Genomic DNA, 16,063 nt, shown 5'->3' with positions numbered 1-16,063 from the left:
GAACGCATGACGGATGCAGAAGGCAACGAACAGGCGGTCGTGCGGCTCAGCGGAGTCCGCAAGGAGTACGGCGAATCGGTCGCGCTGGACGGGGTCTCGCTGGAGATCCACGCCGGTGAGGCCGTGGCGGTGATGGGACCGTCCGGCAGCGGCAAGTCGACGCTTCTCAGCATGGTCGCGGGGCTGGATCGGCCGACCTCAGGGTCGATCGTGGTCCACGGTGAGGACCTGGGCTCGCTCGACGAGAAGGGCCTGGCGCTGTACCGGCGCCGCCGGATCGGCATGATCTTCCAGTTCTTCAACCTGCTCGACGACCTGTCGGCCCTCGACAACGTCGCCCTGGCCGCCCAACTGACCGGGACCTCCGCGTCGAACGCCCGGAAGCGCGCACTGGAGCTCTTCGAGGAGCTCGGCATCGCCGGCCGACGCAACACCTACCCAGCCCAGCTCAGCGGCGGCGAGCGGCAACGAGTCGCCGTCGCCAGGGCCCTGATGAACCGCCCGGCCATCCTGCTCGCCGACGAACCCACCGGTGCTCTGGACACCCGCGCGGGCGAACAGGTGATGGACCTCCTGCTCGACCTCAACCAGATCGGCCAGACACTGCTGCTCGTCACCCACGACCAGCAACTCGCCACCCGGTGCGCCAGCCGGCTGGTCGAGGTAGTCGACGGACAGATCGCCCGCGAGCGCAGTCTGGAGCGCACGCCGTGAGCGCCGTGTGGCCGGTCTCTCGAGCAGCGGTACGTCGGCGCAGGCTCCAGACGGTCGTGATCGGTGTCGTCGTCGCACTGTCGACCACGATGATCGTGGTGGCGCTAGGACTCCTGGCAGCGTCGTCAGGACCTTTCGACCAGGCGTACGCGCGTCAGAGCGGTGCACACCTCGTGGCGTCTTACGACCAGAGCAAGGTCTCGGACAGCCAGCTCACCGACGCCGCCAAGCAGTCTCAGGTCGAGGCCGTGGCCGGACCGTTCGGCCTGGCCACTCTGGACCTCAACATGGGCGGACCCCCGCTACCCCTTGTCGTGGTGGGTCGTGCGGACGCAGGCGGAGCTGTCGACCGCCTCAACGTGTGGGACGGCCGCTGGCCGGACAAGCCCGGTGAGATCGTGCTCAACCGGAACCCGGTCACCTCCAGCAACCAACGCGGCGCCGCTACGTTGGGGACACAGCTGACGACCGGTGGGACCACGCTGACCGTTGTCGGGTTCGCCTACAGCGTGAGCGAGTCGGCCGATGCCTGGGTCACGCCTGACCAGATGACGTCATTGAAGCCGATTGCCAGTCAGATGCTCTACCGGTTCAGTGAGGCCGCGACCAACGCGCAGGTCTCGGCAGGGCAGTCCGCCGTCACGACCAGTCTGCCGTCTGGCGCGCTGCTCGGCACGCAGTCGTACCTCGCGTTGCGAGCCACAGCGACCGGCGAGCCGAACACGTTCGTGCCGTTCCTGATGGTGTTCGGCTGGCTCGGTCTGGCCGTCGCCGTACTGATCGTGGCCAACGTCGTCAGTGGTGCGGTGGTGGCTGGGTTCAAGCACATCGGCGTACTGAAGGCGCTCGGGTTCACGCCGACGCAGGTGATGGCGGTCTATCTCGCGATGATCTCCATACCAGCGGTCGTGGGCTGTGCACTGGGCACGGTCCTCGGCAATGTGCTCGCAGAGTCCTTGCTGACAAGGGCTCTCGAGAACTACGGCGCCGAGGGTGTGGGGGTGCCGATCTGGGTGGACGTGGCCACACTGCTCGGCGTACCGCTGCTGGTGGCACTGTCCGCTCTCGTGCCCTCGTTGCGTGCTCGCAGCTTGTCCGCTGCTGAGGCGATCAGTGCTGGAAGCGCGCCGCGGGCCGGCCGGGGGCTGCGGGCCCAGCGCTGGCTGAGCGGTACTCGGTTGCCGCGGTCGATCAGTCTTGGGCTTGGCCTGCCGTTCGCTCGTCCTGCGCGTACGGCGCTGACACTGGCAGCCGTCGTACTCGGGGTGACGAGTGTGACGTTGGCTGTTGGCCTTGGGAAGTCGTTGACGACCTACCAGACCGCTGCGAGTCGTGCGGGCGCTGTCGACGTGACGATCTTCGCTGGTATGACGGAAACCGGTCCGCAGCTCGCCCCGGGCGGCGCAGAGCCGGACCGGCCGGTCGCCAAGCTGAGCGATCCGGCGGACGAGGAACTACTGCGGTCGACGGCCGGAGCTGTCTATGTGACGGCGAGTACGGACCAGCTGATGCGGCTCGCCGGGACGAAGCAGGATCTCCGGGTCAGCTTCCTCCGGGGTGACTCGGAGCAGATCGGCTACCGCGTGCTGGAAGGGCATTGGTTCGACGGACCAGGTCAGGTGGCCGTGTCCGAACGGTTCCTGCGGCAGCGCGGTCTCTCGGTCGGCGACACGATCACGCTGGAGTCGAAGGGCAAGAGCACGCAGGTGAAGATCGTTGCCAAGGCGCTCTACAACTCGGGCGAGGAAGTGCTCTCGAACTGGGAGACGCTGGCGCTGATCGCACCCGACCAGCGGGCGAGCACATACGAGATCCAGCTCAAGCCGGGCACGGACATCGATGCTTATGTGAAGGCTGTGCAGGCCGGCGATCCAGGGTTGCAGGAGGTTCCCGGTCAGGATGCGGGCACGTTCATCGCGGTGGTGCTGGCGACCGTCATACTGCTGACGCTGATGCTCGGGACCGTGGCGGCGCTCGGTGTCTTCAATACCGTCGTACTGAACACCCGAGAACGACGCCGCGACCTCGGGATGCTCAAGTCGATCGGCATGACTCCCGGGCAGGTCACCGTGATGGTGGTGACGTCAATGGCCGCCCTCGGCGCTCTTGGCGGCGTCCTCGGCATCCCCTTCGGCATCATCGCCCACCGCCTGGTCGTCCCCGCGATGGCCAACGGTGCCCAGGTAGCCCTCCCCGACTTCATGCTCGACGTCTACCCCTTGCCGTTGCTCGCCGTCTTCGTCCTGGCCGGTGTTGCGATCGCCGCCCTGGGTGCCTTCATCCCGGCCCGCTCCGCCGCCCGAACCACCATCGCCGAAGTCCTCCACAACGAATAATGTCGGTGGGCCTTGGTACGAAGGCTCCATGAACCGGCCGAGAGTGATTGTGTCCGTAACCGCGTCGGTCGACGGACGCGTCACCCTCGGCCGCGACCGTCTCCTCCTCGACGAGGAGAACGCGCAGGTTTGGCACTCACTGCAGTCAGCCAGTGCGGGCTCGGCGCGCGCCGAGCTCATCGAGCATCTGCACTCCCCGACCGCCATCCTCGAGGGCAGTGGCACCTTCGTCACCGACTCCACCGGCCCACTCGACCTTGCCCAGGTTCCGGCCGACGACGAACTGTTCGAGGATTACTTGCCTCCTGAGGTGGTCGACCATCCCGACCACAAGAAGTGGTTCACGGTTGTCGACAGCCGAGGCCGAGTCCGCTGGACGATGAAGGGCGGCGACGGCACCGACCTCCTACTCGTGGTTGCCCGCGCAACCCCTCCGGCGTACCTGGCCTACCTACGCCAGGAAACCATCCCTTACCTCGTCGCCGGCGAGGATCGCGTCGACCTCCCGGCCGCGCTGTCGAAGCTGCAGGATCGCCTTGGCGTCAGCTGCGTCGTCTCAGAAGCCGGCGGCACCCTCAACGCCGCCCTTCTCCGCGCCGACCTCATCGACGAACTCCACCTCTCCCTGCTCCCGGCAGCCATCGCCGGCAAGTCCGTCCCCACCATCTTCGACGGCCCCGAACTCTTACCCGACGAATCACCCACCCAGCTCCGTCTCATCTCCGCCACCCCCACCCCCGGCGGCACCGTCAACCTCCGCTACAAAGTCATCCGCTGACAAGACGCTCTCTGAGCCCTCAACTGCATCGAAACCTCCGGGACAAGTTGCCATCGACCGACCTATGCTCGTGCGAATGACCGTGATGACGGCGGAGCGAGTGCTCAGTCTGCTTGATCTGCTGAGTGCTGCCGACCTCGACATCTGGGTTGACGGCGGCTGGGGTGTGGATGCGTTGGTCGGCAGGCAGACGCGGGAGCACAGTGATCTCGACCTCGGCGTCGCCCGGCCCCACCTCGACGAGGTGATCGCCGTACTGGCCACTGCTGGCTACGCCGTCACCGACGCCCGCTACATCGAGGTCACCGTGCAACTGACCCACACCAAGGAAGGGCATCGGGTCGATCTCCACCCGAGTACGCCACTCCCCTACGGCGGCACCGAACAACTCGACTTCGACGGGAACGCCCACTACCTCCCACCACCAGCCGTCGGGCACATCGCTGGCCGCCAAGTCCGCTGCATGCCGCTGATCACCCAGTTCCACACCCACCAGGGTTACGACCTGAGACCCAAAGACCACCACGACCTCGAACTGCTTCACAGCCTTGCCGATCAGCTGACGTAGGTCTGGGCGTGAAATCCGGCTGACCGGGTGGGCGTCGTACGGGAGACTGTGTCGATGGACGCGGTGGTGCAGAGCAATCGGGTGGCCTGGGAGCAGGCGTCGACCAAGCATGTGCGGGAGTACGACGAACTGCTAGAGGAGGCGCGGAGTGGGCCGCGACTGTTCGAGCGGGAAGCGGAACTTCTCCGGCCGTTGCTCGACAACCAGCCGACCGTTGTCCACTTTCAGAGCGGGCACGGGCTCGACGATGTCGCCATGGTGAAGGCCGGCGCCCGCCAGGTCGTAGGTGTGGACTACAGCTCAGTGGCCGCCGGTGCGGCGCAGCGGAGAGCGGTCGACCTTGGTCTGAATTGCCGGTACGTCGTCGCCGAGGTCCCCGGCGTACCCGTGAAGGACGGGGCCGCCGATCTCGTCTACACCGGCAAGGGTGCGCTGATCTGGATGCGCGATATCGCCGCCTGGGCAACAGATGTGGCCCGGGTACTGCGACCAGGCGGTCACCTGTTCGTCTATGAGGCCCACCCGGCCGTGCCGCTGTGGACCTGGGACGAGGACGAGCCGCGGATCCGGCCGGATCGCAGCTACTTCGCCGAGTCGCACATCAACGACACGTTCCCGGCCAACGGCGCCCAGGAATGGCAGTGGAACCTGGGCCAGATCGTCACCGCGGTCGTCGCCGCCGGCCTCCGGATCGAGACCCTCGAGGAGTACGCCGAGCCGTTCTGGCGCCCCGCCGACGACACCAGCGCCGCCGCCTGGTCCGGGCGACTCCCCAACTCCTACGCCCTCCTGGCCCGCCGCCCCTGAACGACCAGATACTCAGCCGGCAGGACGGCGTCGTACGCGGCGAAGAGCTCGAGCAGATCAGAACGCAGTGCCGGCCACCGATCGTCCAGCGCCTCGCGCGCCAGCACGACCGGCCCGAACTTCGTCGCGTAGCAGTCGACGGCTGCCGACGGCGACGCGTGGCGGATGACGGACACCTCGCGACTGAACGAGAGCTCGATCCCGGTCCCCTCGAACAGCTCGCGTACCCGGTCCTCCTCGCCCCAGCCCAACGGCGGATCGACGTACGACGGATCAGGCGGGAAGTACCCGCCGACGACCCGGAAGAACTCACCGATCACGCCGGCGGGCGTCCAGGTGCACAACCCGAGCCGCCCGCCCGGCCGTAGTACCCGGGCGATCTCGTCGGCGACGACCTCGTGCCGGGGCGCGAACATGCAGCCGAACGTCGAGAGCACCACATCGAAACGCTCGGCGGAGAACGGCAGCTCCTCGGCATCACCCTCGACCCACTCGACCTCGAGCCCGGCCGCCCGCTCCTGCGCCTTCAGAAGCATCGCCGGAGTGAGATCCAGCCCGGTCACCCGCGCTCCCGCCTGGGCGGCCGGGATCGCGGCGTTCCCCGTCCCACAGGCGACGTCGAGCACGTCTTCGTCAGGCCGCACGTCCACGGTCTTCACCAACCGCGACCCCACCTCGTACAAGCCCTCTTGACGCATCATCGCGTCGTAGTCCCCGGTCGCCCAGGTCGTCCGCACCGATTCCTTGTACTGCGCCAGTTGCTGCATACCTCTCAGCATCGAGAGAAGCAGGCCCAGACCGCTTCGCCTGAACGGGCCACTCGCCGAGATGGCCTGCTCAGGCCATCAGGCCCAGCTGAGTCGCGCGGGACACCGCCGCAGCACGCGTGGAACAGCCCAACCGCGTGTAGATGTTCGCCACGTGCCGGTGCACGGTGTGCTCGCTGATCACCAGCCGCTCGGCGATGTCCCTATCACCGAGACCAGCAGCCACCAGCCGAAGTACGGCGACCTGCCGCGCAGTGAGCATCGTCTGTCTCGGCACCCGAGCCAGTTCCGCCCGAGCCTGATCAGCCTCGAACGGCGCCAAACCGTCGTACAACTCAACGGCGTCCTCGAAAGACAGATGGGCCTTCTCCCGCTCACCCCGGGCTGCCGAGAGCACACCCTCCAGGAACCGCGACGCAGCAACCAGCGGCCGGGTCCCCACCGCTGCAGCGATCGAGCAGAACTCCTCCAGATGACCCGCAGCCGCATCCAGCTCCCCCAACGCCGTCTCAGCCCGCACGAGCAACTCGAGCGGCCAAGCACGACCGACCGACCCGACAGTCACCCGCCGCAGCACCCGGTCCAGCACTGCCCGCGCGGTCGCCGGATCGCCCTTGTCCAGACTGAGCTCGGCCAACCCCCGCTTGGCCAGCGGATGCCACGGCACCTCGTTGAAGAGTCCCTCCGCCTCAACGGGCCGTCCCTGTCGCCTGCGTAGCTCACCAAGTCGTACGACGGCCTCAGCCCGCCAGTACGGTCGCTTCGCAGTCAGGTCCTCATGAGCTCCGGTCAGCTCCAGCTCCGCCTCGGCCAACTTCCCATGCCAGCCAAGGATCGCCGCGTAGTGCGCCCGGCAGACCCCGATGACGAACCGGGCCTCCATCCGCCGGCTGAACTCCTCGACCTGCCGGCACCACTGCGCACCGCGCTCGTAGTCGCGGACGTCCTCACAGGCCGACAACAACCGGCAACACGTCCACGCCGCCGGCGCCAGGTTCTCGTACTCGCCGCCGAGCGCGGCCGCCGACGCCTCGTCAAGGCACCGCATCCCCTGCTCGACGGCACCCTCCGCCACCAGCGCCAGCCCTTCGGTGGCCAGGCTGAACATCTCCAGATCCACCGCCCGATGCCGCCGACCGACATCCCGAGCCTGTACGGCGAGGTGCCGAGCGCGACCGGTGTCGTTGCGACCGAGCGCGGTATTGGCGTCGAACACCGTCAGCCAGCCGCGCTCCGGACAGTCCAAGTCCTCGAGCAGCCGACCAGCTCGGTTGAACCAGCCCTCCGCCACCGCACCGGCACCGTGGAACTCGTTGTGATCGTCACCGAGCCACAACGCCATCCGGGCCGCACCCCGTACGTCGTCGGCCTGCCGATACAACCGATACGCCCGCTCACGCGCATCCAAGCAAGCAGCCACGTCCTCGAGCCACCAGGCGGCCCAACTCAACCCCTCGTACGCCTCAGGGGTTGCCGCAACCTCGAGAGCCTTCTCGAACTGCAGCCGAGCAGCCGGCCAGGCGCCCCGCGACAGGGCATCCCGGCCGGCGTCCACAGCCTCGTCGTACACAGGCCCACGGTGGAGCTAGTCGGTCATCGAGCGCAAGAGCGGACTACAAGTGCGGCAGGAGCTCGGCCTCCTCGTAATCCAGGTGGGCGATGAGCGCACTGATCAGGCGATCCACCTGTGCGAGCAGATCGGGTGACGGATTGGCGACGTGCTTCTCCAGCTCTTCGAGCAGTACGGCGATCTGCTCGTGCTCGACCTGGAGAGTGGCGATCGTGTCGGTCAACTCCGGATGCTGAGCCGCGAGGGCCGGGAAGAGACCGACCGACTCGCCGGTGTGGTGGTTGTGCAGTCCTTGGCAGAGCGTGAGGCAGTTGATGCGGAGCTGGGCGCCGAGGCCTGCAGTCCCGGAGGTGGCGACTTCTTTGCGGATCAAGGCCAACTCACGCCGGAACGTGGTGTGGATGAGCTTCAGCGTCTCGGCGAACGAGCCGCCGGTCGGTGGACCGGGCTGCGGGACGAGGGCGACGACCGGGATCGTGCGGGTGGTCCTCGACTGGTACTCGCCCCACCCGCGGTCCGCCTCGATCAGCCGGGCGAACACCTCGTCGCGTTCGGCATCCCGCAGCATGACGGCGGTGGCCGGGTAGGTGAACAGGCCTGTCTCGACGGTGACCTCGGGGTTGGCCACCAGGTTGTGGTACCAGTCCGGATGCTTGGGACCGCCGCCGGCCGAGCCGACGACGAGGACGCGATCGCCGTCCGGGTAGTAGCCGAGGATCGCGGTGTGCGGCCGACCGGTGCGGGCGCCAGTGGTTGTCAACAGCAAGTACCTGCTGTCGTCGAGTTGGCCGGCGTTCGCCCGGAACTGCTTGATGAGATCGTTCAGGATTCGCTTCTTTCGTAACGGTTTCAGGGCATGACGAAGTTGTCCGCCGTCAGGGCAGACGAAACAGTGCGTACGAGTGAAAGGGCGTACGCAGTGAAAGGGCTCACGGAGAAGGAGAAATCGAAGGTGGGCCGCGACTGGCCCTCCCGCCGCTCAGAACGCGGCCGGGAACCCGATTCGTGAATGGCCCAAGGCCGACCCGGCAGTCACGGTCAGAATCCTAAACGCAGAACGGCTCCGAGACAATCAGCATGCTCGGCGGGCATAGTCGTCCACGTACTCCTGCTGCGAGTGGGATTGCAGCACGCGCATCAGGTGGTCGGTCGCCTGGCGGACGATCGGCTGGTTGACCGGGCGGCCGACGTACGGCGAGAGGTCGAGCGGTGGGCAGATCTTCAGGTGGACGTGGCCGAAGTGCCAGCGCCTTGTGTCCGGTGGGTTGACCCGATCGGTGCCAGTGACAACGATCGGTACGACGGGGGCACCGGTGGCCAGTGCGACGCGCATGACGCCGGTCTTGCCGCGATACAGGCGACCGTCGCGGGATCGGGAACCCTCGGGGTAGATACCCCAGATCCCGCCCGCCTCGAGGATCGCGGTCGCGGCGGCGAGCGCGTTCTGGGCGGCGCGTCCGCCGGACCGGTCGATCGGCACCTGGCCGACGGCTGTGAAGAACCAGCGGACCAGACGGCCCTTGAGCCCACCGCCGGCGAAGTACTCCTGCTTCGCGACGAACGTGATCCGGCGCCGGACCAGCAGACAAAGGTAGAGCGAGTCCGCCAGCGCGAGGTGATTGCCGGCCACGATCACCGGACCATATCGCGGGATGTGCTCCAGCCCTTCGACCGTCGGACGGCCGACGAACCGGAGCAACGGACCGGCGAACACGTACTTGAACAGCCAGTACCACACGGCGACCTCCTGAGTAGACACTGTCTACGCGACAAAAGTAGACAATGTCTACCGTGACCAGCAGCCCGTTGCGCGACCGTCTCGTCCAGACCGGTGTCGAACTGCTCGAGGAAGAGGGCCTCGGCAACCTCACCCTGCGCGCCATCACCCGCCGCGCGGGCGTCTCGCACGGCGCCCCGCGCCGCTACTTCCCCACCCACAACTCCCTGCTCGCCGCGATCGCCTCCACCGGCCTGGAAGATCTCGCAAGCCGGCTGCAGCAAGGTGAGGCGGACCGGCGGCGGGGCGCCACACAGCCGGAGGAGCTACTGACGGAGGCGGCGTTGAGCTATCTGGAGTTCGCCGCCGAACACCCCGGGATGTTCGAGTTGCTGTTCAGGCACGACCTGCTCGAAGGCGCCGGCGGCAACCTCCGATCCCGATCACTCCCGCTCTTCCAGCACTTCGCCGACCTGATCGAGCAGGCCGACCCTGGCAGCACAGACGCCCGTGACCGCGCGATCGCTCTCTGGACCAACATCCACGGCCTGGCCACCCTCCGCGCCACCCGAGCCCTAGACCTCCTCGGCACAAACGACCTAACCCCACTCGTGAAGCACGTCGTCCAAGTCCACCTCAGCTAGCGACGAGTATTCCGGTGGTCAGGTCAGGGTGTAGTCCAGGTCGGCGAGTACGCCGAAGTGGTCGCTGAGCCAGACGCCGCCGACCGGCGCGTCGCCGATCAGCTCGGCGTGCAGAACCCTGGCACGTGCCGCCGGGTGGGAGTGCGCGGAGCCGACGAAGACGTAGTCGATCCGGCGCCGGTGCCGCGTCTGGCCGATCAGCCGCTCGATCTCGGCAGCCGCGAGCGGGTTGGCCACCGTCCAGGTGAACCCGGTGCCATCACCGCCCACCGCCCACGCGTCGTGGTACTGCGTACTGCGGCCACCGAGGGCCTGCAGCCCGGTCAGGAAGCGAATCCCGGCCGACTTCGGCGTCGCGTTCAGATCCCCCGCGATGATCGAGGGCAGCCGGAATCGATGCTGTTCGTCCAGCTCGACCGCCGCCAGCAACTGCTCTTCCCGGGCCGCGGCCTGATCGAGCCGCCACGGCGTCGCCGGCTGGATGAACAGCAACTCACCCAGCTCCGGTACGTCGACCGCCGCGGCCAGCGTCCACCAGTGCACATCCGAGTCTGCCGAAGCACGATGCTCCTGGACGTCGACCACGCGATGCGGCCAGCGAGTCGCGAACGCCGTCCCGTCGGTCCAGTCGGATTTCAGTACGTCGGCCTGATGGGTGGTGTGCGTCAGCCCGGTGCCCTCGACGAGCTCGGCCAACTGGTCGCTCCGGCCCGGATAGCAGACCTCCTGCAACGCGACCAGGTCCGGCGTCAACCGCCGGAGTTCGGCGTTGATCAACTCGGTACGCCGTGGGTCGCCGGCGTCATGCTGGACGTTCATCGTGAGCACGCGGATCCGCATGCCAACCCAGGTTCCCCGGCAGCATTTCGCCTACCCACGGTCGCTCAGCGGGTGCGAAACGTAGTACAACCACGGAATTCGGTAAGGTCTCGCAGAAATCATCCGGGAACACGCAGAAAAATCCGGACGAATGCTGTAACGGCGGCCACACTGTGACGATAAAAGGGTGAGCGACCCGGCGGGGGGACCGAGTGGGAAGCTCCGGTGTTTCTTCGGGACCACCGCATGTTGTGGGGGGCCTCGCAGGTGCTCACCCGGGGCGGGGTGAGCACCTGTTCGAGGTTTACCGGGCTTTTCAGCCCTTGATGCCCACGTTCGCCATTCCTTCGACGAACCGCTTCTGGGCGAACACGAACAGCACGATCATCGGCAGCGTCGCCAGCGCCGTACCCGCCATCAGATAAGGCCACTCGATCTCGGCCGGGTTCTGGGAGAAGATCGCCAGCCCCAGCTGCAGCGGCCGCATCGAGTCCGACGTGGTGATCATCAGCGGCCAGAGGAACCCGTTCCAGGCCGCCTCGATCTGGAACACGGCGATGGTGATCAGGGCCGGTTTGATCAGCGGCGTCATGATCCGCCAGAAGATGCCGAACTCACCGAGCCCGTCGACCCGGGCCGCCTGGGCCAGCTCGTTCGGCACCGAGACGTAGAACTGCCGGGCCAGGAAGGTGAACAGCGGCGCCGCGCCGAGCGGGATGATCAGGCCCCACCACGAGTTCAGCCAGCCGATCCCGCCCTGGCCGAGGATGTTGTTGCCACCGAACAGCGGGATCGACTTCACGATCAGGAACAGCGGCACCAGGATGATCTGGAACGGCACCAGCAACAGCACGATGAAGTAGGTCAGCAGCGCCTTCGACCCACGCAGCGGCAGCTTGGCCAGCGCGTAGCCGGCCGTCGTACAGACCGCGAGGGTGAAGGCCGTTTCGCCGACCGCGATGAACAGGCTGTTGCGGAAGTACCGCAGGAACGGCGCGGTCTGCATCGCCTCGACGAAGTTGCGCCAGCGCAGTTCCCCGGGCAGCCAGCCGAACTTGGCGATCTCCGCGTTGCTCTTGAACGCGGTCAGCAGCATCCAGACGAACGGGGTGATCATCAGGATCGCGCCCACGATCAGGACGACGTACAGGACGATCTTGCCGACCGGGACCGAGGACGCCTTCGACGGCACCGTCGGTCCGGCCACACTCACGCTAGTCATTGGCATCCGCCTTCTGGAGCAGGCGTCCGACCGCGATGAAGAGCGCGATCACGACCATCATGATCACGGTCTCGGCGGACGCGTAGCCGAGTTTCAGGTCCTGGAACGCGTTCTGGTAAATGTCCATCACGAGCACCCGGGTCTCCGAACCCGGGCCGCCCTGGGTCATCACGTAGACCAGGTCGAACACCTGGAAGGTGCCGACGATCGAGGTGATCAGGACGAAGAACTGGACCGGGCCGATGGCCGGCCAGGTGACGTTGACGAACCGCTGCCAGCGGTTGGCCCCATCCAGCTCGGCCGACTCCAGCAGGTCGCGGGAGACGCCCTGCAGCGCAGCCAGGTAGATGATCACCTTGGTCCCGAGCCCCTGCCAGATGCCGACCACCATCAGCGACGGCAGCGCGGTCGCCGGATCGGCCAGCCAGCGGTTCGGCGCGAAGCCGAACAGACTGAGGAAGCCGTTCGCCAGCCCCGAGCCCGGGTTGTAGATCCACAGCCAGATGGTGGCGACCGCGACCGTCGCGGTGACCGTCGGGATGTAGAACGCGGTCCGGAAGAACCCGAGCCCCTTGATCTTCTGGTTCAGCCCGACCGCGACCGCGAGCGAGATCGCCATCGAGATCGGGATCACCACGATCGCGTAGAGCACCGTGTGCCACAGCGAGGCCTGGAAGTCGACGTCGCGGAACAGGTCGGTGTAGTTGCCGAACCCGACCCAGGCCCAGGTGTCGCCGAAGCTGTAGTCGGTCAGGCTGAGCACCAGCACCGCGATCACCGGGATCACGATGAAGACCGCGGAGTGCAGCAGCGCCGGCGCGAGCAGGGCCCAGCCGGCCCGGACCTGGCTCCGGATCAGCGTCCGGCCGTCCTTGGACGGCGCCACCTTGCGGGGAGTTTCGAGTGCCGGACGTTCAAGAGTTGTACTCATCGTGACTGTCCTGCCAGGTTGGCCAGCACCTTGGCGGGATCCTTCTGACCGAGGACCGCCTGGGTGAGCTGGATGTCGAAATTGCCGCGCATCTCGAGCCAGTTGGACGGCACCTCGTTCTCGTTCGCCGCGTAGATCAGGCCGTCGGCGACGAACTGGCTCAGCGGGTTCGATTTCGCCTGCGGCGAGTTGCTCGCGTCCTTGTAGGCCGGGATCTTCTTGTTCAGCTTGGCGACCGCGTCCAGCGTGGTCGGTTTGCTCAGCTCCTGGATGAAGGCCCAGGCCGCGTCCTTGTGCCGGCTGCGCGACCCGATCGAGGCCAGGTCGCCACCGACGTACTCGATCTCCTTGCCGCTGTTGAAGCGGAAGAACTTCAGGTCGTCACAGGTCTTCTGGCCGATGCCCTTGTCCGAGCAGTCCACCCCGCCGTTGACGATGCCCATCGCGGCCTCACCACTGAGCACGAGGGGTTGCTGGGCGGCGTTCTGCTGGCCGTACGGCTGGACGTTGTTGATCATCGACTTGATCCACAACAGCGTGTCCAGGCCTTCCTTGTTGTTGAAGTTCGGCTCGCCGCCGACGTACAGCGGCGTACCGGTCGAGGCCAGGAAGGTGGTGAACGACTGCCGGAATCCGGTCGCGGAGGCGAGGTCGAAACCGCTGCGGGTGATGTTGCCGTCCTTGTCCCGCTTGGTCAGCTTCTCGGCCGCGGTCTTGATCTCGGCCAGCGAGGTCGGCGGCTTGTCCGGGTCCAGACCGGCCTCGCGGAACGCGCTCTTGCGCAGAGCGACCGCGCGGGCGTCGGCGAGCAGCGGATAGGCGTACAGCTTGTTGTCGTACGTCGCCGCCGGGATCAACGCCCCGAGACTCTTCTCCTTGATCACGTCCGGTGTCACGCCGTACTTGCCCAGATCCTCGAAGATCCGCTTCGACGCGAACGGCTGGACCCAGCCGACGCCGGTGACCACCACGTCGTACGGGATACCGGCCGCGATCGAGGTGGACAGCTTCTCGTTCAGGTTCTTGTACGTCGCGAAGTCCGGCTCGACCTTCATCTTCGGATAGACCTTGGTGAAGTCGGCGACGACCTTGTCGAACGCCTCCCGGCCCGTCGTACTGGGCGGGAACGAGGGGATGAGCACCCGTAACGTCCCGGTCGCCTCAGCAGGCGGGACGCCGTCCGTACTCTTGTCGATCACCCCGTTGCCACAACTGCTGACCACGACGCTGAGCGCCGCGGCCAGCAAGGTCAGTCCCACACCACGTCTCACAGGGGAACTCCTTCGCTGCCTGTTTCGGCCGGGGTCCGTGACCAGACCACCACCCAAGTGCAGCGAAAGTATGGGAAAGGGCTTTCCTCGTCAATACCTCAGCGCTCGAATGATCACATTCGATCAGTTCCGGAACAAAACGACGCTGGGTTCCGCCGGAAGGGCCGCTCCACAGGAGGTGCGGATGTTCAGATCGGGCAGCAGGCTGAGGTGCTGCACCGGGGCCGGACCGGCCTGCAGTTTGCGCAGCAGCAGCTCGCAGGCCGTCTCGCCGAGGGCGAACTTCGGCGGGCAGACAGCGGTCAGCGGTACGACGGCCAGCGCGGCGGTCACGTCGTTGTACGCGATGACGGCCAGGTCCTCGGGGACCCGCAGCCCACGCTCCATCGCCCGCTCCACCAGCCGCGCACCGTGCTCGTCGGAGTGCACCAGCACCGCCCGGCTGCCGAACGACTCGCACTCGGCGAGGAACGCATCGAGTTGCGCCAGAGCGGCCGGATCCTCGCCGTGCGCCGGCAGATCCACCGGCGACAGGAACAGCTCGACGTCCAACGTGGACGCGGCCGCCTCGATCCCACGCCGCAACCAGTACGCCGTCACCGTCGCCTGCAGGTTGATCGCGATCCGCCGATGACCGAGCGAGACGAAGTGCCGCAGCGCCAGCATCGCGCCGTACGCGTGATCGGTGCGGACGTGGTCGTATTCACGCGCCACCTGCGGAAACCCGAAGGCCCGCTCCATCAGCACCACCGGTACGTCGATGTCGTCCAGCCACGACCCGAGCTGGTCCGCATCGCCGTCGCCGAGCGCGGTACTGATCAGCAGCCCGGCCACCCCGATGCCGAGCACCCGCTCGATCCGCTCCTGCTCTTTCGCCACGTCGTACCCGGACACGCCGAGCACGAGGCGGGCGCCGTACCGGTCGGCCATCGCCTCGGCGCCGCGGATCACGTCGGAGTAGTACGACGTCGCACTCGGTACGACGATCCCGATCGTGAGCCGACTGCCCTGCGCATTGTTGCGCCCCTCGGCACTGGCCCCGATCGCACCGCCATGCACCCGGCGGAGCAGGCCGGCGGAGTCCAGCTCGGCGAGATCCCGGCGTACTGTGATCGCGGAGACGCCGAGCTCGGCGACCAGCTCGGCCACCCGGAGCCGGCCGTGCCGCCGCAGGCTCCGCAGGATCAGCTCGTGGCGCTCCGGTGCAAGCATGCAGTCCCCTGTGCTGTGGCCCTGTGAGATGGCGCGTGATTGATCGTGATCATACGATCAACCCAGTCCGCGCGGAACGAGGAGGCAATCGGTGGAAGGTGCCGGCCGGACCAACGCCGTCGTGGCGAAGCTGTCGATGATCGGCGACCTGCTCATGCTGCAGCTGGTCTTCCTGGTCCTCAGCATCGGCATCGTCACCCTGTTCCCGGCGGCGTTCGCGATGCAGCGGGTACTGCCGGACGCCATCAGCCAGGACCGGCCGTCACTGCTGCGCTACTTCTTCCGGCAGTTCGGATGGGCCTTCAAGCGGTTCTGGCTGCTCGGGCTCGGACTGTACGTCGGCGGGATCGCGCTCGCGTTCGGCCTGGCGTTCTGGGCGTCCAGCGACGGTGTGGCGCGGATCTTCGCGCTGGCGGTGCTGATCCCGCTGACCGGGATGATCGTCGGCCTGTATCTGAGCGCGCTCGCCGTTGTCCCGGGAGCCGGTGACGAGACGACCACGAAGAGTCTGTTCCGCGCCGCGAACCTGTTCCTGCTCCGCCGGTCACTCCCGGTGGCGGGTGGGGTGATCGGACTGTTCACCTGGTTCTTGCTGCTCGCCCGGCTGCCGACCCTGTTCGTGGTCGGATCAGGGCTCGTCCCGGCGCTGCTCGGGTACTGGCTCTCGAAACCGGCCAGAAAAACTTCGGAAGACGTGTCAATTTGAC

At 67.0% G+C, this 16,063-nt stretch carries 16 protein-coding genes; 7 read left to right on the top strand and 9 right to left on the bottom strand.

Annotated elements, in window-relative coordinates; all coding sequences use genetic code 11:
• Positions 1-6: 6 nt before the first annotated feature.
• From EV652_RS34550 to EV652_RS34530, 5 genes are all read left to right on the top strand, one after another.
• Positions 7-714, top strand: a complete 708-nt coding sequence (locus tag EV652_RS34550; protein WP_132213494.1) for an ABC transporter ATP-binding protein — start codon at positions 7-9, stop codon at positions 712-714.
• Entirely contained in the window at positions 711-3,050 is a 2,340-nt protein-coding gene (locus EV652_RS34545; RefSeq protein WP_132213493.1) for an ABC transporter permease, read from the top strand. The genes EV652_RS34550 and EV652_RS34545 overlap by 4 nt, the downstream gene beginning before the upstream one ends.
• Positions 3,051-3,099: 49 nt before the next feature.
• Positions 3,100-3,828 carry a RibD family protein gene (locus EV652_RS34540; RefSeq protein WP_242002171.1) on the top strand — a complete coding sequence of 243 codons (729 nt, stop codon included), beginning with the start codon at positions 3,100-3,102 and terminating at the stop codon, positions 3,826-3,828.
• Between the two features lie 76 nt (positions 3,829-3,904).
• Positions 3,905-4,396, top strand: a complete 492-nt coding sequence (locus tag EV652_RS34535) for a nucleotidyltransferase domain-containing protein (RefSeq protein WP_158441390.1) — start codon at positions 3,905-3,907, stop codon at positions 4,394-4,396.
• Positions 4,397-4,450: 54 nt separating this feature from the next.
• Positions 4,451-5,203: a class I SAM-dependent methyltransferase gene (locus tag EV652_RS34530; RefSeq protein WP_132213490.1), complete on the top strand. Its 753-nt coding sequence runs from the start codon at positions 4,451-4,453 to the stop codon at positions 5,201-5,203.
• Here EV652_RS34530 and EV652_RS34525 read toward each other — a convergent pair.
• The 4 genes from EV652_RS34525 to EV652_RS34510 all read right to left on the bottom strand — a co-directional run bounded on the left by EV652_RS34525 (position 5,176) and on the right by EV652_RS34510 (position 9,278).
• On the bottom strand, positions 5,176-5,970 hold the full coding sequence (locus tag EV652_RS34525) for a class I SAM-dependent methyltransferase (RefSeq protein ID WP_158441388.1): 795 nt from the start codon (positions 5,968-5,970) through the stop codon (positions 5,176-5,178). The genes EV652_RS34530 and EV652_RS34525 overlap by 28 nt on opposite strands.
• A gap of 70 nt (positions 5,971-6,040) precedes the next feature.
• Complete coding sequence (locus tag EV652_RS34520; protein WP_132213488.1) at positions 6,041-7,540, bottom strand: LuxR C-terminal-related transcriptional regulator; 1,500 nt, start codon at positions 7,538-7,540, stop codon at positions 6,041-6,043.
• A 43-nt stretch (positions 7,541-7,583) separates the two neighbouring features.
• Positions 7,584-8,354, bottom strand: a complete 771-nt coding sequence (locus tag EV652_RS34515) for a nitroreductase/quinone reductase family protein (RefSeq protein WP_242002178.1) — start codon at positions 8,352-8,354, stop codon at positions 7,584-7,586.
• Positions 8,355-8,612: 258 nt separating this feature from the next.
• Positions 8,613-9,278 carry a lysophospholipid acyltransferase family protein gene (locus EV652_RS34510; protein WP_132213486.1) on the bottom strand — a complete coding sequence of 222 codons (666 nt, stop codon included), beginning with the start codon at positions 9,276-9,278 and terminating at the stop codon, positions 8,613-8,615.
• A 53-nt stretch (positions 9,279-9,331) separates the two neighbouring features.
• Here EV652_RS34510 and EV652_RS34505 point away from each other — a divergent pair, with 53 nt between their 5' ends.
• The gene (locus tag EV652_RS34505) at positions 9,332-9,901 is read left to right on the top strand and encodes a TetR/AcrR family transcriptional regulator (protein ID WP_132213485.1); all 570 of its coding nucleotides are present in this window, start codon (positions 9,332-9,334) and stop codon (positions 9,899-9,901) included.
• A gap of 18 nt (positions 9,902-9,919) precedes the next feature.
• On the opposite strand, the gene EV652_RS34500 is transcribed toward EV652_RS34505, so the two are convergent.
• The 5 genes from EV652_RS34500 to EV652_RS34480 all read right to left on the bottom strand — a co-directional run bounded on the left by EV652_RS34500 (position 9,920) and on the right by EV652_RS34480 (position 15,356).
• A complete protein-coding gene (locus EV652_RS34500) occupies positions 9,920-10,741 on the bottom strand; it encodes an endonuclease/exonuclease/phosphatase family protein (RefSeq protein ID WP_132213484.1) in 822 nt (273 codons plus the stop codon).
• A gap of 295 nt (positions 10,742-11,036) precedes the next feature.
• Positions 11,037-11,942 carry a carbohydrate ABC transporter permease gene (locus EV652_RS34495; RefSeq protein ID WP_132213483.1) on the bottom strand — a complete coding sequence of 302 codons (906 nt, stop codon included), beginning with the start codon at positions 11,940-11,942 and terminating at the stop codon, positions 11,037-11,039.
• Positions 11,935-12,873, bottom strand: coding sequence for a carbohydrate ABC transporter permease (locus EV652_RS34490; RefSeq protein WP_132213482.1), 939 nt, complete (start codon positions 12,871-12,873; stop codon positions 11,935-11,937). Before EV652_RS34490 ends, EV652_RS34495 begins: the two co-directional genes overlap by 8 nt.
• Complete coding sequence (locus tag EV652_RS34485) at positions 12,870-14,144, bottom strand: extracellular solute-binding protein (RefSeq protein WP_132213481.1); 1,275 nt, start codon at positions 14,142-14,144, stop codon at positions 12,870-12,872. The genes EV652_RS34490 and EV652_RS34485 overlap by 4 nt, the downstream gene beginning before the upstream one ends.
• Positions 14,145-14,267: 123 nt before the next feature.
• On the bottom strand, positions 14,268-15,356 hold the full coding sequence (locus EV652_RS34480; RefSeq protein WP_132213480.1) for a LacI family DNA-binding transcriptional regulator: 1,089 nt from the start codon (positions 15,354-15,356) through the stop codon (positions 14,268-14,270).
• Between the two features lie 91 nt (positions 15,357-15,447).
• Between EV652_RS34480 and EV652_RS34475 the strand changes: the two genes are divergently transcribed.
• On the top strand, positions 15,448-16,062 hold the full coding sequence (locus EV652_RS34475; RefSeq protein ID WP_242002170.1) for a DUF624 domain-containing protein: 615 nt from the start codon (positions 15,448-15,450) through the stop codon (positions 16,060-16,062).
• The last annotated feature ends 1 nt before the right edge of the window (position 16,063 follow it).

Origin of the sequence: Kribbella steppae, assembly GCF_004342025.1 — a bacterium.
Taxonomy (GTDB): Bacteria; Actinomycetota; Actinomycetes; order Propionibacteriales; family Kribbellaceae; genus Kribbella; species Kribbella steppae.
Note: the sequence above shows the minus strand (reverse complement) of the source record. Positions and strands in the feature narration are given on the sequence as shown.

Coding starts and splice junctions, on each gene's coding strand:
- EV652_RS34550 (WP_132213494.1), top strand. CDS start 7: ATGACGGATGCAGAAGGCAACGAACAGGCGGTCGTGCGGCTCAGCGGA.
- EV652_RS34535 (WP_158441390.1), top strand. CDS start 3,905: ATGACCGTGATGACGGCGGAGCGAGTGCTCAGTCTGCTTGATCTGCTG.
- EV652_RS34530 (WP_132213490.1), top strand. CDS start 4,451: ATGGACGCGGTGGTGCAGAGCAATCGGGTGGCCTGGGAGCAGGCGTCG.
- EV652_RS34525 (WP_158441388.1), bottom strand. CDS start 5,970: ATGCAGCAACTGGCGCAGTACAAGGAATCGGTGCGGACGACCTGGGCG.
- EV652_RS34500 (WP_132213484.1), bottom strand. CDS start 10,741: ATGCGGATCCGCGTGCTCACGATGAACGTCCAGCATGACGCCGGCGAC.
- EV652_RS34495 (WP_132213483.1), bottom strand. CDS start 11,942: ATGACTAGCGTGAGTGTGGCCGGACCGACGGTGCCGTCGAAGGCGTCC.
- EV652_RS34490 (WP_132213482.1), bottom strand. CDS start 12,873: ATGAGTACAACTCTTGAACGTCCGGCACTCGAAACTCCCCGCAAGGTG.
- EV652_RS34480 (WP_132213480.1), bottom strand. CDS start 15,356: ATGCTTGCACCGGAGCGCCACGAGCTGATCCTGCGGAGCCTGCGGCGG.